This window comes from Hymenobacter sp. 5317J-9 (assembly GCF_022921075.1).
Lineage (GTDB): Bacteria > Bacteroidota > Bacteroidia > Cytophagales > Hymenobacteraceae > Hymenobacter.
Window position 1 is genome coordinate 776,330 of the sequence record NZ_CP095050.1, and the last position, 12,356, is coordinate 788,685.

Sequence of the window (12,356 nt, forward strand, 5' to 3'; positions counted from 1 at the left end):
AACATATGGCCTTTTTTACTGCTAAGGGGCGCTTGCGCCGTCGTGCTTACCTGCTGCGGCTGCTGGGGCTTTATGCCCTGGCAATCCTGTTCTACGCAATACCCGGCTTGCTCTATGCGAGCGACGTGCCGGCCGGCTTGGCTTTGGGTGCGTTGGTAGGCATCGTAGCCGTGCTGTACCTGACCATGGTGCAGGTGGCGTTGCGGCTGCACGATTTGGACCTGCGGGCCTGGTGGTGGCTTGTGATGTTGCTGCCGGGCGTGAGCTACGTGCTGGGAGCCGGCCTGCAGCTCGTGCAGGGTACCGTCGGCCCCAATCGTTTTGGTCCCGACCCCAAACGACCCTATCTGCTTCCTCCCTTGCTTGTACAAGACCCGGAAGCCGAATCTGCCTCCGAAACGTGACAAACAAAAAGGCCGCTCCAATGCTGGAGCGGCCTTTTTTGTGCTTGTACCTGCCGGGGGCTAGCGGCGGGCGTTGTTGCCCTGGGGCGGGTAGGTGCTCAGGATGCCGTTCACGATGCGGTGGGTTTCGGCCTCGTCAATAGTGTTCTGGTCGACCTGGGCCTGGCCGGTGCCACGCCAGGCAAGTTCTTTGCGGCGGGCGTCGATGATGTCAATCACCACGGTGCCGGCTTTGTACTGCGTCACGGGCGAGTAGCCGCGGCCGTAGTAGCCATACCCGTAGCCGTAGGGGTAGCCCAGACCATTGTAGTAGGGCGATACTTGCTGCTTGTCTTCTACGCGGGCGCTGTAGGCCACGTAAATATCCGGGGCCGAGGTCACTTCGGTCAGGCCCTTGGCCGTCATCTCAGCAGCCACGGCAGCGCGCATGCGCTTGTCGAGGAAGGACTCGTAGCCTTTAGCAGGGCCACCTTCAGCGTCTTTGGGCTGCTGGGGGTACCAGGCCCAGGTTTTGAAGGCGCGGAAGTTCACAGCGTGGTCAAAGTCGTTGGTGACGCCCACACGGGCGGCGGAAGTACAGCCGCTGGGGCCCAGCAGCAGCACTAAGCTCGCGGCGACCAGGGCCACCGGATGAGCCAGGAATCGGGTGATGCGGTTCATAAAAGAAGGGTAGGATACTGAGTGAGGTAAGAGCCTAAAAACCCGCGTCTCAGCGAGAAGCGCGGTGGTTTTCGGGGCTGCTGTACTAACGAAAAACCCAACGCCGGCGTTCACTTTTTATGGAGTGCAAAACGAGAATGGCGCAGGCGTGAGAATGGCCTGCAACATTGACATAAAAGGATTTTATCCTACCTTACCCCCAAATTCCCATTCCCTCGTTCCTGCTTCGTCAATGAAAAGTACTGTCTTGTTGGTTCTGGCCATTATCGGCATGCTGTCCGCCTGCACTTCTTCCCGCGACGAGCTTCGCCAAACCTCCTCCAACGCCGTGCCGGTGCCGCACAACACCATCGTGGACTGCCCCGTGTACGACGGCATGAAGAAAACCTCCACTGTGCTCACGCAAACCACTGCCGGCAACGAAGTGCAGGTGCTCGATACCATCAACGCCTACTTTGTGCGTGTGCGCCTCGAAAAAAATGGCTTGGTGCAAACCGGCTACATGGACCGCCGCTGCTTCGGCGAGCGGGGCAGTAAGTAACAGAGCAACTAGGTAACTGAGTAAAGAAAAAGCCCGCCTGAGATGTCAAGCGGGCTTTTTCTTTACTCAGTTACCTAGTTACCGTTAGTAGGACGGGCCTTTGTCGGCCTGCACCAAATCTTCTTCCTTGTCGGCGTACTGCTCGATGGGCGTGCAGCTGCAAATGAGGTTGCGGTCGCCGTAAGCCGAGTCGATGCGGCTTACGCTGGGCCAGAACTTGTTGGCGCGCACGTAGTCCATGGGGTACACGGCCTGCTCGCGGGTGTAGGGGCGAGTCCACTCGTGGGTGAGCACGGTGGCGGCGGTGTGCGGGGCGTGCTTGAGCACGTTCTCCTTGGCATCGGCCTGGCCAGCCTCCACGGCCGCAATTTCCTTGCGAATGGAAATCATGGCGTCGCAAAAACGGTCGAGCTCGTCCTTACTTTCGCTTTCGGTGGGCTCCACCATCAGGGTGCCGGCCACGGGGAACGACACGGTGGGGGCGTGGAAGCCGTAGTCCATCAGACGCTTGGCGATGTCCTCTACTTCGATGCCGGCCTTTTTGAAGTGGCGGCAGTCGAGAATCATCTCGTGGGCGCAGCGGCCGTGGCTGCCCGAGTACAGCACCGGGTAGTGCTCTTCGAGGCGGGCCTTGATGTAGTTGGCGTTCAGGATGGCGATTTCGGTGGCGCGCTTCAGGCCCTCGCCGCCCATCATCGAGATGTAGGCGTAGCTGATGGGCAAGATGCTGGCCGAACCCCACGGCGCGGCCGAAACCGAACCGTTCACGCGGCCCTCAACCGCTACCACGGCGTGGCCGGGCAGGTAGGGCACGAGGTCGGCCACCACGCCGATGGGGCCCACGCCGGGGCCACCGCCGCCGTGCGGAATGCAGAAGGTTTTGTGCAGGTTGAGGTGGCACACGTCGGCGCCGATGTTGGCGGGCGAGGTGAGGCCCACCTGGGCGTTCATGTTGGCGCCGTCCATGTACACGCGGCCGCCGTGCTGGTGAATGGTCTCGCAGATGTCGATGATGGTTTCCTCGTACACGCCGTGCGTGCTGGGGTAGGTCACCATCAGGCAGCTCAGGTTGGCGGCGTGCTTCTCGGCTTGCGCTTTGAGGTCGGCCACGTCGATGTTGCCGTCTTCGGTGCTCTTCACCACCACCACCTGCATGCCGGCCATCACGGCCGACGCGGGGTTGGTGCCGTGGGCCGAGGCCGGGATGAGGGCCACGTTGCGGTGGTGGTCGCCGCGAGCGTCGTGGTAGCCTTTGATGGCCAGTAGGCCGGCGTATTCGCCCTGCGCGCCGGAGTTGGGCTGCAGGCTGACGGCCGCGAAGCCGGTCACCTCGCACAGCCAGGCTTGCAGGTCGGAGAAAATCTGCTGGTAGCCCTGGGCTTGCTCCAGCGGAGCGAAGGGGTGGAGGCCGCCGATTTCAGCCCAGGTCACGGGAATCATCTCGGCGGTGGCGTTCAGCTTCATCGTGCACGAGCCTAGCGGAATCATGCTGTGCGCTAGGCTGAGGTCTTTGTTTTCGAGCTGCTTCATGTAGCGCAGCATCTCGTGCTCGGCGTGGTGCGTGTTGAAGATGGGGTGCGTGAGGTACTCGCTGCTGCGCTGCAGGCTGGCGGGCACGCGCAGCTCGGTGGCTTCCACGGCTTCGGCCAGCTGGTCGCTTTCCTTGCCCAGCACTTTGGCAAACACGTCCAGAATGTCGGCCACGTCGTGCAGCTCGGTGTTCTGGTTGAGCGAAATGCCCACCCGCACGTCATCGAAGTAGCGGAAGTTGATGCGGGCAGCTTCGGCTTCCTGGCGCAGGGCCTGCTGCAGCTCGGCGCTTTCCAGGCGTAGGTTCAGGGTGTCGAAGTAGCTTTCGTTGGTTTGCTCCACGCCCAGCTTCTTCAGGCCAGCTTCCAGGGTTTGGGCCAGCACGTGGGTGTTCACGGCAAACTGGCGGAGGCGCTGCGGGCCGTGGTACACGGCGTACATGCCGGCCAGCACGCTCAGCAGCACCTGCGCGGTGCAGATGTTGGAGGTGGCTTTTTCGCGGCGGATGTGCTGCTCACGGGTTTGCAGGGCCATGCGGTAGGCCTTGTTGCCAGCGGCGTCCACGCTCTGGCCGATGAGGCGGCCGGGAATCACGCGCTTGAACTGGTCTTTGCAGGCGAAGAAGCCGGCGTGCGGGCCGCCATAGCCCATTGGCACGCCGAAGCGCTGCGAGTTGCCCACGCACACGTCGGCGCCCAGCTCGCCGGGCGAAGTCAGCAGCGTGAGGGCCAGCAGGTCGGCACCCATCACCACGAAAACGTTATTCTTCTGAGCCTGGGCGATGAAGTCTTTGTAATCAAACACCTCGCCGTCGGCCGCGGGGTACTGCACCATGGCGCCGAAGAAGCCTTCGTTGCTGAGGTCAATCTGGCGGTGGTCGCCCACCACCAACTCGATGCCCACCGGCGTGGCGCGGGTGCGCAGCAGGTCGATGGTTTGGGGAAGCACCTGCTCCGACACGAAGTACTGGTGCGCGCCTTTTTTCTTGGTCTGGCTGTGCAGCATGTGCATGGCCTCGGCGGCGGCGGTGCCTTCGTCGAGCAGGCTGGCGTTGGCGATTTCGAGGCCGGTGAGGTCAATCACCATCGTCTGGTAATTGATGAGGGCTTCGAGGCGGCCCTGGGCAATTTCGGCCTGGTAAGGCGTGTAAGCGGTGTACCAGCCCGGGTTTTCCAGAATGTTGCGCTGAATAACCGGCGGCAGGGTGGTATCGTGGTAGCCAAGGCCGATGTAGGACTTGAACACCTGGTTCTGGCCGGCAATCTGCTTGAACTTGGCCAGGAAGGCCCGCTCGCTGAGGGCAGCCGGCAGCTCCAGCGGACGCTTGAGGCGGATGGCCGGCGGCACCGTTTCGTCGATGAGCTGCTCGATGCTGCTCACGCCAATGGCGCGAAGCATGGCGGCCTGCTCGTCGGCGCCGGGGGCGTTGTGGCGGGCTTCGAAAACGTCAACTGGCGAGAATTTCAACGACATAAAGACGAATAAAGGTTGGGAGTGGGGGCTGGTTTCGGAGACAACAAAGGTAGCCCCGAAAGGATTGCCGCCGGTGCCAAATGCCGGGCAAAAGCCGGGTGCCGCCCAAGCCGCTGGCCGCGCACATCCCCGAAAACTTTAGCTTTGCAGCTCCCATCCACCCTTTGATTCCCACCCATGTCCATTACCGTAGGCCTGCTGCGCGAAACCAAAACCCCGCCCGACAAGCGCGTGCCCCTCACGCCCAAAAAATGCGTGGAAGCCCTAAGTACCTTTCCCAACTTGCGCCTGGCGGTGCAAAGCAGCCCCATTCGGAGCTATTCGGACCAGGAATACCGCGACCTGGGCCTGGAAGTGCGCGACGACGTGAGCGACTGCGACGTGTTGATGGGCGTGAAGGAAGTGGCCGTCGACCAGCTCATTGCCAACAAAACCTACCTCATTTTCTCGCACACCGTGAAAAAGCAGCCCGCCAACCGCAAGCTGCTGCAGGAGGTATTGAAGAAAAACATTACCCTGGTCGACTACGAGCTGCTGACCAACGCCCGGGGCGAGCGCATCGTGGCCTTTGGGCGCTACGCCGGCATCGTGGGGGCCTACAACGGCCTGCTCACCTACGGCCGCAAGCACGGCCTCTACGACCTCAAGCCTGCCTACCAGTGCGTGGACATGGACGACATGCAGGAAGAGTTTTTCAAGGTGAAGAAGCTGCCGCCCATCAAAATGGCCGTGACGGGCTCGGGCCGCGTGGCCCAAGGCGCGCTGGAAGTACTTGACCGCATGGGCATCCGGCGCGTGAGCGTGTACGACTACCTCTACCTCGATTTCAACGAGCCCGTGTATACCCAGCTGCGCAGCTCCGACTACAACCGCCGCCGCGACGGCCGCGTGTGGGACACTCCCGACTTCCACCGTAACCCGCAGGAATATGAGTCGGCGTTTGGCACGTTTCTGCCCGTGACGGATTTGCTCATTGCCTGCGCCTACTGGCACCCGGCGGCGCCTAAGCTGTTTGAAGAGGCCGACACGCGCCTGCCCGGCTTCCGCATCAACACCATTGCCGACGTGACCTGCGACGTCGATGGCTCGGTGCCCACCACCAAGCGCAGCAGCACCATTGCCGACCCGGCGTTCGACTACAACCCCGCCACCGGCCAGCTGGAGCCCGCCTACTCGCGCCCCGATAACATAACGGTGATGGCTGTGGACAACCTGCCTTGTGAGCTGCCCCGCAACGCCAGCCGCGACTTCGGCCGCCAGCTCCTCGACAATGTGCTGCCTCACCTGCTGGGCAATGACACTGAGGGCGTGATTGCCCGCGCCACCATTGCGAAAGACGGACAATTGATGCCCCGCTATCAGTACCTGGCCGATTACGTGGCCGCTCCCGTGCAGGCGTAGGCTGCGGCTACAGGCCGCGCAGCAGCGGGTACTTGGCCTGCACCAGCGAATACAGCCCGTAGGCCAGCAGGCCCGCGGCCACTACGCCCAGGGCCAGCGGCCCCATGGTGGCCAGGAAATCGAAGGCTTCGTCGGTGCTGCCCACGGCGCCGGCGCGGGACTGCCGGCCGGCCTGCACAAAAAAGTAGCCGATGATGGCCACCACCACGCCGCGGGCCGTGACGCCGACCTGCCCGGCCCGGAACACTAGCCGGGCCTGCTCGGCGCTGAGGTGCTGGCTATCCACATCGTTTTTGAGCCGTCCCGAGAAAGCGCGGTAACCCTGAAAAAGGCCAATGCCGATAACGACAAGGCCCGCGATGAGGAGGAGCCAGTCGCCGGCGGGCCAGGCCAGCACGTGGGTGGCCAGGCTTTGGGAGGAGTCGGTGCCCTTTTCGGCGCGGCCATGCAGGGCCAGCTTGCCGGCATAGATGGCCAGGCCGCTGTAGAACAGGCCGCTGCAGATGTACCAAAACCGAAAGACCCAGCCCTTGGCCCCGTTGCCCTTGCCCTCGGTGTCGCGGATGGCCTGGGTGAAGCGCCACACAATGTAGCCGAGCAGCCCCACCGCAATCAGGCCCAGCAGCACGCTGCCGGCGGGCAGGTCCTGCAGGTGATGCACGGCCTCTTCTTTGTCGGCATGGGCTCCGGCGCGCTGGCCAAAGGCTGCCAGCAGCGCCAGCACGCCCATCAGCACATACACCACCCCGATGGCCGCAAACCCCAGCCGCGCCAGCGCCCGAATGCCGGAAGTGGGGGTGCGGGGAACAGCAGCAAGCAGGGAGTCGGTGGTGGACATAGCAGCGGTAATAATGACGTTAAGCAGCGCAATGGCATACGCACAGCCGCTCATGCGAGGATAAAAGCGGCCGGCAAACCATAACTAAAAAGCCCCTTCCGTTGCCGGAAAGGGCTTTTTGCTAACAACGCACCGGCGTGGGCTCAGGGAAGGCGCCTGGCGTTGTTGGGGAAAGGTGCGCGGGCTAGAACGTGCGGTTAAACCAGTTCTTGATGTCTTCCACGGCGTGGCCGGTTTTCTCTTGCAGGCGGCCAAACCACTCGTCCTGTTTGCCGTCCTCGTAGTCGAGGTCGTCGTCGGTCAGCTGGCCCCACTTCTGCTTGGCTTCGCCTTTCAGCTGGTTCCAGTTGCCGCGGGCTTTGAGCTCGGTTTGGTCGTTGAGGTTATTCTGGTTGAGGTCCATGAGTGAAAGGGTTGAAAAGGTAAGGAAATGTGGATGGGAAGAAGTATAACAGTTGGGCTTGTACGGCCCCGCTGGTGGGTGCGTTGAACCCCATATTCAGAATGCCAGAATTTTGTACGTCTTCGGGCTTCTGCCGGCGACCGGGTTCCTCAAAATGCGTGCACGTAGGTGACCTCCGTTCCCGAGGGGCAGTAGATGCTGTCGCGCACTTGGGTGTGAATGCCGGCTTTGGTTTTGTAGATGACGACGTGCGCGTACTGGTTGGCGGCGGTGGTGCAGGTGGCTTCGGTCACGCCGGACGGGCCCACCTCGGTTTGGGTGCCGGGGCGGTACAGCGTCACCCCCACGCCGGTATAGTAATTGCCCTGGTAGCCCACATACGACACCGAGGTATAAGTGCTGTTGGTGGCCGACGCACCGGGAAAGCCGGTTATCAGCACGCGCAGCTGGCCGGTCAGGCGCACCAGGTGTATGGGCTCGTTGCGCTGGGTGCCCGGCGCCAGGGAAAGGTCGCGGTATTGCCGCTCTATAATCCCGCCCTGAGTAGAGCCGTAGCCCTTGTTGGTGAACCGCAGGCGGTAAAAATCGGGCGCGGGCCGGAACCGCGGGTCAAACTGAAGGGTGTAGTTGCCCTGCTGGTCGGCGCTGGTGCTTTCGATGAGGGATTCCTTGACCGAAGACGAAAAAATGCCGGGCACGTAGGTGGCGGCCAGGAGTTGAACCTGGGCGCCGGGTACAGGAGTAGCCGAGCGGTGCCCGGTTCCGACCCGGCCCGTCACCCTGATGCAGTCGCCAGTTGAGCACGTGTCGTCCTTGGTGCACCCGTTGCTGGCAAGGAGCAGCACTCCACAGCCCAGCAGAGGCCACGAGACGCAGGAAAGCAGTAGGTTTTTCATGGTAGAGAAGGAATCCAGTGGCATTAGCGGTGCCGGGCGTTGAAGCCCACCAGCAAGCTCACGCGCATGCCGTCGCGGCCCGGCACCACGGCCAGGTTCACCGGGAAGTTGACGCCGTAGGAGCGGATGGACGTGCCCATGGCCAGCACCAGGCTTGCACCCAGCGGCGTCACGTTGGGGCCCACGCCAAACTCGAATCCCTTGGCCCCCCGAATGCCCAGCAGGCCGTTGATGCTGGGCAGGAACCGGCCCTGTTCGAGCCCGCCCACCAGCGGTACAAATTCCACTAGTCCGCTCACGCCGTTGGGCAACCGGAACAGGCGGCTTTCGAACTGCCAGCCAAACTGCGTGATGACCGCGCCCACCTCCACGCCTTCTTCAAGGGCCTTGCTCCGCACGCCGCTGGAAAGGAACGTGACGCCCACGCGCGGCCCGTCGAGCCGGATGGGCTCTTCCAGCACCGCGTCGTTGGGGTCTTCGTTGCCCACCTTGGGCACTTCGCCGGGGAAGGCGGCGCGCACGGCCGCGGGAGGGCTGGGCGGCCCCGTTGTCTGGAAAATGGTGGCCGCGTTCAGCACCTCTTTCACGCCGTTGGCATACACTATCATGAACACATCGGTGCGCCACACGCTGATGAGCGGGCCGTCGAGGTTGTCGGCGCGGCGAAATTTCACCTCCGAAGGCGTGATTTCAACCACCTTCACCTTTAGCTCCTCGCCGTTGCGCTTGGTGAGCACGTCTTGGGCCCGGGCCGCGCCGCCGGCCAGCAGCAGGAATAAAAAAACGAGTAGGCATGTCCGCATGGCAAGTCGGGGTTAAAGTGGAACCATGCCTAAAGGTGGATTTTTGCGCGGCGGGAAGCCAGCTCATTTGTAGTGAAATCGGACTTCTCTATCAGGTATTTATTGTGGGTAATAATTGATTACTAATGAGTTAAGGGTAATTTTGAGGATATTATGAATATAGGGTAATTACGTTTAAAGCTCGTTTCTCAAGCAATAAAAAAAGCCCCGCTACCGAAGTAGCGGGGCTTTTTGCTGCTGCGTGCAGGCGTTATTTCTGCGGGGTGGCGGGCACTTCTTCCACCACTTTGTCGGCGGGCGTGTTGCGCACCACGGCGGTGTCGCCGGGTTCGCGGGCCATGTCGGCTTTGGCGCTGTCCACGGCATTGTCCATAGCGTCGCCGGCCTGGTCGGCGGTGTTTTCCACGGAGTTGGCGGTTTCATCGGCTTTTTTCTCGGAGCACGACGTGGCGGTGAAGGCTCCCAGAGCGGCCACCATAAGCAGGGTTTTGAAGGACGTTTTCATTGGGTTGTTGGGGAAAGGAATGGTTGAAATACGAGGTTAATGAGCTGCTTCGGCAAAAGGTAACCCGGCAAAACGCTACGGCTGAGCTTGGGCGGGAGCGGCAGCTTAACCTTATGACGGCGCTTTTTCGCTCGTTGCCAGAACGCTGCCGCCAGGCGCCGGGAAAAAGAAAATAAGTGGGCCAGGGCGCCCATGAAGTTGGTTGGCGGCGGCACCCCGCGCCGTAATTTGGCGGCATGGACGACTTGCGCACCACGCTGCTTACCCTGGCCCCCGACGAGCGGCGCGACTTTGGCGTGTTCATTCAGCGGCAGCGCCGCAAGGCCGCCGGGCGGCAGGATGTGCGCCTCTACGAACTGCTGGTGCAGCCCAAGGAGCTGAAATCGGAACAGCTCATTGCCCGCCTCTACCCCGACGAGCCCAACCCCGTGGCCTACTACGCGTTGCGCAAGCGCCTGCTGCGCCACCTCACCGATTTCCTGCTGCTGCGCCAGCGCCAGCTCGACACCACGGCCGCCGCTTCGGTGCGCGGGCAACTCACCCTGGCCCAATACCTCTTCGAAACCGGTATTCCGCGCTTGGCCTGGAGCACGCTGCGCAAAGCCGAAAAGCTGGCCCACGAAAACGAGCAGTACGAACCCCTGAACGCGGTCTACAACCTCCAGATTCAATACGCCAACTCGCCCTACGCTCCGCCACTCGACGAGATTCTGCCGCGCTACCGCCTCAACAAAAAGGCCGCCGACGAGGAAGAGCGTGCCAACATCGCCGACAGCCTGTTGCGCCAGCGCCTGCGCGAGTCCCGCGCGCGCGGCCGCGCTGCCGTGCCGGTCGACGACATTCTGCAGAAAATTCTGGCCGAATACGACCTGCAGGAGGCCTTCGCTCGCTCGCCCTCGCTGCTGAGCCGGCTCATGTCCATTGCCCGCAACGCCATGCTGGTGCGGCGCGATTTCACGGCGTTTGCCCCGTTTATTGAACGCTGCTACACGCTCATGGAGCGGCGGCACGGCTTTGCGCCGGCCCAGCGCGGGCACCAGCTTCGGCTGCTGTACATGCTGGCCCACGCCTTGTACCGCTCGCGCCGCTTCGCTGAGTCGGTGGCCTACCTGCAGAAAGGGCAGGCCTTGCTGTCGGCCGGGCCGGCGCGGCAGTTTGGCGAGTTTGTGCCGCGCTTCACCTTCCTGCTGGCGGCCAACTACGCCTTCCTGCGCCGCAATGCCGAAAGCATTGCCTTGCTCGAAGCCCTGCTGCGCAGCCCCAAGCCCCTGGCGGCGGGCGACGACCTCACGGCCCGCTTCCAGCTCTCGTTTCACTATTTTTCCGAGGGCAACTTCACCAAAGCCAACCACAGCATGCTCAGCCTGGGCCGCACCGACCACTGGCTGGAGCAGCACCTGGGCTTGGAATGGATGGTGAACCGAAACATCGGCGAGCTGCTCATTCAGTTTGAGCTGGGCAATTCCGAACTGGCCCTGAGCCGCCTGCGCGCTATTGAGAAAACCCTGCGCGAGCAGTTTCCGGGCGTGCCCGCCGAGGGCGAGGCGCCCGCCGTGCCCGTGGGCGGCCCCTACAACCCCGTGCTGCTGTACCTGGGCTTCGTGCGCGAGGTAATTGAAAACCCAACCGCCGCCCGCCAGCCCGACTTCGTGCACCGGGTGGCCCACATCCCCAATTTTCTCTCGCAGGAGCGCGAAGATTTACAGGTGCTCAGCTTCTACGCCTGGCTGCGCGCCCAAACGCTGGGCCGGCCCTACTACGACGTGCTGCTGGAGATGGCCGCGGCCTAGCGCTCTCATTGCCAAAAAGGCCCGGCCGCAGCTGCGACCGGGCCTTTTTGGCAACGGGGGAATGCAAACTTATTTCTTCGTTGCTTCCTCCACGTTGGCTTTGGTTTGCTCGGCCGAGCGTTTGGCGGCGTCGCCCAGGGCTTTCATTTTGGCGTCGAGCTTGTCGCTGGCGGCTTCCATCTTAGCGTCGGCCTCGTTCATTTTGGCGTCGAGCTTTTGCCCGGCGGCGTCCATCTTGGCATCAAGCTTCTGCCCGGCAGCTTCCAGCTTATCGCCGGCTTTGGCCGCGGCGGCGTCGATTTTGGCACCGGCCTCGGCGGCCGAAGCGCTGGGGGCCATGCTGTCGGTGGTGACGGTGGTCGTGGTGGTGCCGTCGGCCGCGGTGGTGGTTTCGGCGGTTTTCTGCTCGCAGGAGGTGGCAGCGAAAGCCAGAGCGGCGGCGGCAAACAGGGTTTTGAGCGAAGTATGCATGAGAAATAAAAGTGGAGGTGAACGGATGCCGCTTAATTAAGCAGGACGGTAAAAGGTAACCCTGGCGCGGAGCCCAGCCTTGGCGGCCCGCCAGACGGCCCGGGCTAACTTTTTAGTCACGGCGCTAGTATAGCCCCCTACGCATCTCCCTTATTTCGCATTCCCATGGATTCAACCGCCGCCACCCCGCAGACGCCCGCCACGCCCGAAGTGCCCATGGCCGTGAGCGACCAGCAAAACACCGCGCTGCTCGACGATACGCTTACCTTCCTCACCGCCAGCACGCCCGCCAATTCCGGCCCGCAGGGCGTGGTGGAAATTGAGCGCTGGGCTGCCGTGCTCGCGGCAACCGACCGCCCCGGCCTGGCCAAAATCAAGCAGGAACTCAACCAACTGAGCGAGTTGCTGGGCGACGCCAAAAGCCCTGCCCACGACATTGCCGAAATCCTGGCCAGCCTGGGCGCCGAAACTGCCAAAGTAGCCGAAGAAGCCGGCGGCGACTACAGCGCCCCGCTCACCAACCTGAGCAAGCTGCTCCTCAAAGCCGGCAATTCGCTCTCGCGCTAACCCGCGCCGCCGTAACCATTGTAGCGCGAACTTTGTAGTTCGCGTCCTCCCGCACGCTGCCCCGAACATTCCGG

The 12,356-nt window shown here is 62.6% G+C and carries 13 protein-coding genes; 5 read left to right on the forward strand and 8 right to left on the reverse strand.

What is annotated here, in order from left to right; translation table 11 throughout:
- Window positions 1–5 precede the first annotated feature (5 nt).
- Entirely contained in the window at window positions 6–404 is a 399-nt protein-coding gene (locus MUN81_RS03080) for a DUF805 domain-containing protein (protein WP_280638256.1), read from the forward strand.
- Between the two features lie 60 nt (window positions 405–464).
- Here the strand turns inward: MUN81_RS03080 and MUN81_RS03085 are convergent, their stop codons facing one another.
- Window positions 465–1,064, reverse strand: coding sequence for a DUF4136 domain-containing protein (locus MUN81_RS03085; protein WP_198976545.1), 600 nt, complete (start codon window positions 1,062–1,064; stop codon window positions 465–467).
- 232 nt (window positions 1,065–1,296) lie between these two features.
- On the opposite strand from MUN81_RS03085, the gene MUN81_RS03090 reads away from it, so the two are divergent.
- Entirely contained in the window at window positions 1,297–1,605 is a 309-nt protein-coding gene (locus tag MUN81_RS03090; RefSeq protein ID WP_245114928.1) for an SH3 domain-containing protein, read from the forward strand.
- Between the two features lie 84 nt (window positions 1,606–1,689).
- On the opposite strand, the gene gcvP is transcribed toward MUN81_RS03090, so the two are convergent.
- The gene (gene gcvP / locus MUN81_RS03095) at window positions 1,690–4,608 is read right to left on the reverse strand and encodes an aminomethyl-transferring glycine dehydrogenase (RefSeq protein ID WP_198976547.1); all 2,919 of its coding nucleotides are present in this window, start codon (window positions 4,606–4,608) and stop codon (window positions 1,690–1,692) included.
- A gap of 177 nt (window positions 4,609–4,785) precedes the next feature.
- Between gcvP and MUN81_RS03100 the strand changes: the two genes are divergently transcribed.
- Window positions 4,786–6,009, forward strand: a complete 1,224-nt coding sequence (locus MUN81_RS03100; protein WP_245114929.1) for an NAD(P)-dependent oxidoreductase — start codon at window positions 4,786–4,788, stop codon at window positions 6,007–6,009.
- 7 nt (window positions 6,010–6,016) lie between these two features.
- Here the strand turns inward: MUN81_RS03100 and MUN81_RS03105 are convergent, their stop codons facing one another.
- The 5 genes from MUN81_RS03105 to MUN81_RS03125 all read right to left on the reverse strand — a co-directional run bounded on the left by MUN81_RS03105 (window position 6,017) and on the right by MUN81_RS03125 (window position 9,454).
- Window positions 6,017–6,847, reverse strand: a complete 831-nt coding sequence (locus MUN81_RS03105) for a DUF1206 domain-containing protein (RefSeq protein ID WP_245114930.1) — start codon at window positions 6,845–6,847, stop codon at window positions 6,017–6,019.
- 184 nt (window positions 6,848–7,031) lie between these two features.
- Complete coding sequence (locus tag MUN81_RS03110; RefSeq protein ID WP_198976551.1) at window positions 7,032–7,250, reverse strand: CsbD family protein; 219 nt, start codon at window positions 7,248–7,250, stop codon at window positions 7,032–7,034.
- Between the two features lie 149 nt (window positions 7,251–7,399).
- Window positions 7,400–8,146 carry a hypothetical protein gene (locus tag MUN81_RS03115; protein WP_245114931.1) on the reverse strand — a complete coding sequence of 249 codons (747 nt, stop codon included), beginning with the start codon at window positions 8,144–8,146 and terminating at the stop codon, window positions 7,400–7,402.
- A 23-nt stretch (window positions 8,147–8,169) separates the two neighbouring features.
- Window positions 8,170–8,949, reverse strand: a complete 780-nt coding sequence (locus tag MUN81_RS03120; RefSeq protein WP_245114932.1) for a hypothetical protein — start codon at window positions 8,947–8,949, stop codon at window positions 8,170–8,172.
- Window positions 8,950–9,199: 250 nt separating this feature from the next.
- Entirely contained in the window at window positions 9,200–9,454 is a 255-nt protein-coding gene (locus MUN81_RS03125) for a hypothetical protein (RefSeq protein ID WP_245114933.1), read from the reverse strand.
- Window positions 9,455–9,690: 236 nt separating this feature from the next.
- Between MUN81_RS03125 and MUN81_RS03130 the strand changes: the two genes are divergently transcribed.
- Complete coding sequence (locus MUN81_RS03130) at window positions 9,691–11,244, forward strand: hypothetical protein (protein ID WP_245114934.1); 1,554 nt, start codon at window positions 9,691–9,693, stop codon at window positions 11,242–11,244.
- A gap of 69 nt (window positions 11,245–11,313) precedes the next feature.
- On the opposite strand, the gene MUN81_RS03135 is transcribed toward MUN81_RS03130, so the two are convergent.
- Window positions 11,314–11,715, reverse strand: a complete 402-nt coding sequence (locus MUN81_RS03135) for a hypothetical protein (RefSeq protein WP_245114935.1) — start codon at window positions 11,713–11,715, stop codon at window positions 11,314–11,316.
- 165 nt (window positions 11,716–11,880) lie between these two features.
- Here MUN81_RS03135 and MUN81_RS03140 point away from each other — a divergent pair, with 165 nt between their 5' ends.
- A complete protein-coding gene (locus MUN81_RS03140) occupies window positions 11,881–12,282 on the forward strand; it encodes a hypothetical protein (protein ID WP_245114936.1) in 402 nt (133 codons plus the stop codon).
- Window positions 12,283–12,356: the final 74 nt, after the last annotated feature.

What these genes read in the sequence shown, in the direction of transcription:
- MUN81_RS03090 (WP_245114928.1), top strand. Translation starts at nt 1,297, where the DNA reads ATGAAAAGTACTGTCTTGTTGGTTCTGGCCATTATCGGCATGCTGTCC.
- gcvP (WP_198976547.1), bottom strand. Translation starts at nt 4,608, where the DNA reads ATGTCGTTGAAATTCTCGCCAGTTGACGTTTTCGAAGCCCGCCACAAC.
- MUN81_RS03110 (WP_198976551.1), bottom strand. Translation starts at nt 7,250, where the DNA reads ATGGACCTCAACCAGAATAACCTCAACGACCAAACCGAGCTCAAAGCC.
- MUN81_RS03085 (WP_198976545.1), bottom strand. Translation starts at nt 1,064, where the DNA reads ATGAACCGCATCACCCGATTCCTGGCTCATCCGGTGGCCCTGGTCGCC.
- MUN81_RS03130 (WP_245114934.1), top strand. Translation starts at nt 9,691, where the DNA reads ATGGACGACTTGCGCACCACGCTGCTTACCCTGGCCCCCGACGAGCGG.
- MUN81_RS03100 (WP_245114929.1), top strand. Translation starts at nt 4,786, where the DNA reads ATGTCCATTACCGTAGGCCTGCTGCGCGAAACCAAAACCCCGCCCGAC.
- MUN81_RS03080 (WP_280638256.1), top strand. Translation starts at nt 6, where the DNA reads ATGGCCTTTTTTACTGCTAAGGGGCGCTTGCGCCGTCGTGCTTACCTG.
- MUN81_RS03135 (WP_245114935.1), bottom strand. Translation starts at nt 11,715, where the DNA reads ATGCATACTTCGCTCAAAACCCTGTTTGCCGCCGCCGCTCTGGCTTTC.
- MUN81_RS03125 (WP_245114933.1), bottom strand. Translation starts at nt 9,454, where the DNA reads ATGAAAACGTCCTTCAAAACCCTGCTTATGGTGGCCGCTCTGGGAGCC.
- MUN81_RS03140 (WP_245114936.1), top strand. Translation starts at nt 11,881, where the DNA reads ATGGATTCAACCGCCGCCACCCCGCAGACGCCCGCCACGCCCGAAGTG.
- MUN81_RS03105 (WP_245114930.1), bottom strand. Translation starts at nt 6,847, where the DNA reads ATGTCCACCACCGACTCCCTGCTTGCTGCTGTTCCCCGCACCCCCACT.
- MUN81_RS03120 (WP_245114932.1), bottom strand. Translation starts at nt 8,949, where the DNA reads ATGCGGACATGCCTACTCGTTTTTTTATTCCTGCTGCTGGCCGGCGGC.
- MUN81_RS03115 (WP_245114931.1), bottom strand. Translation starts at nt 8,146, where the DNA reads ATGAAAAACCTACTGCTTTCCTGCGTCTCGTGGCCTCTGCTGGGCTGT.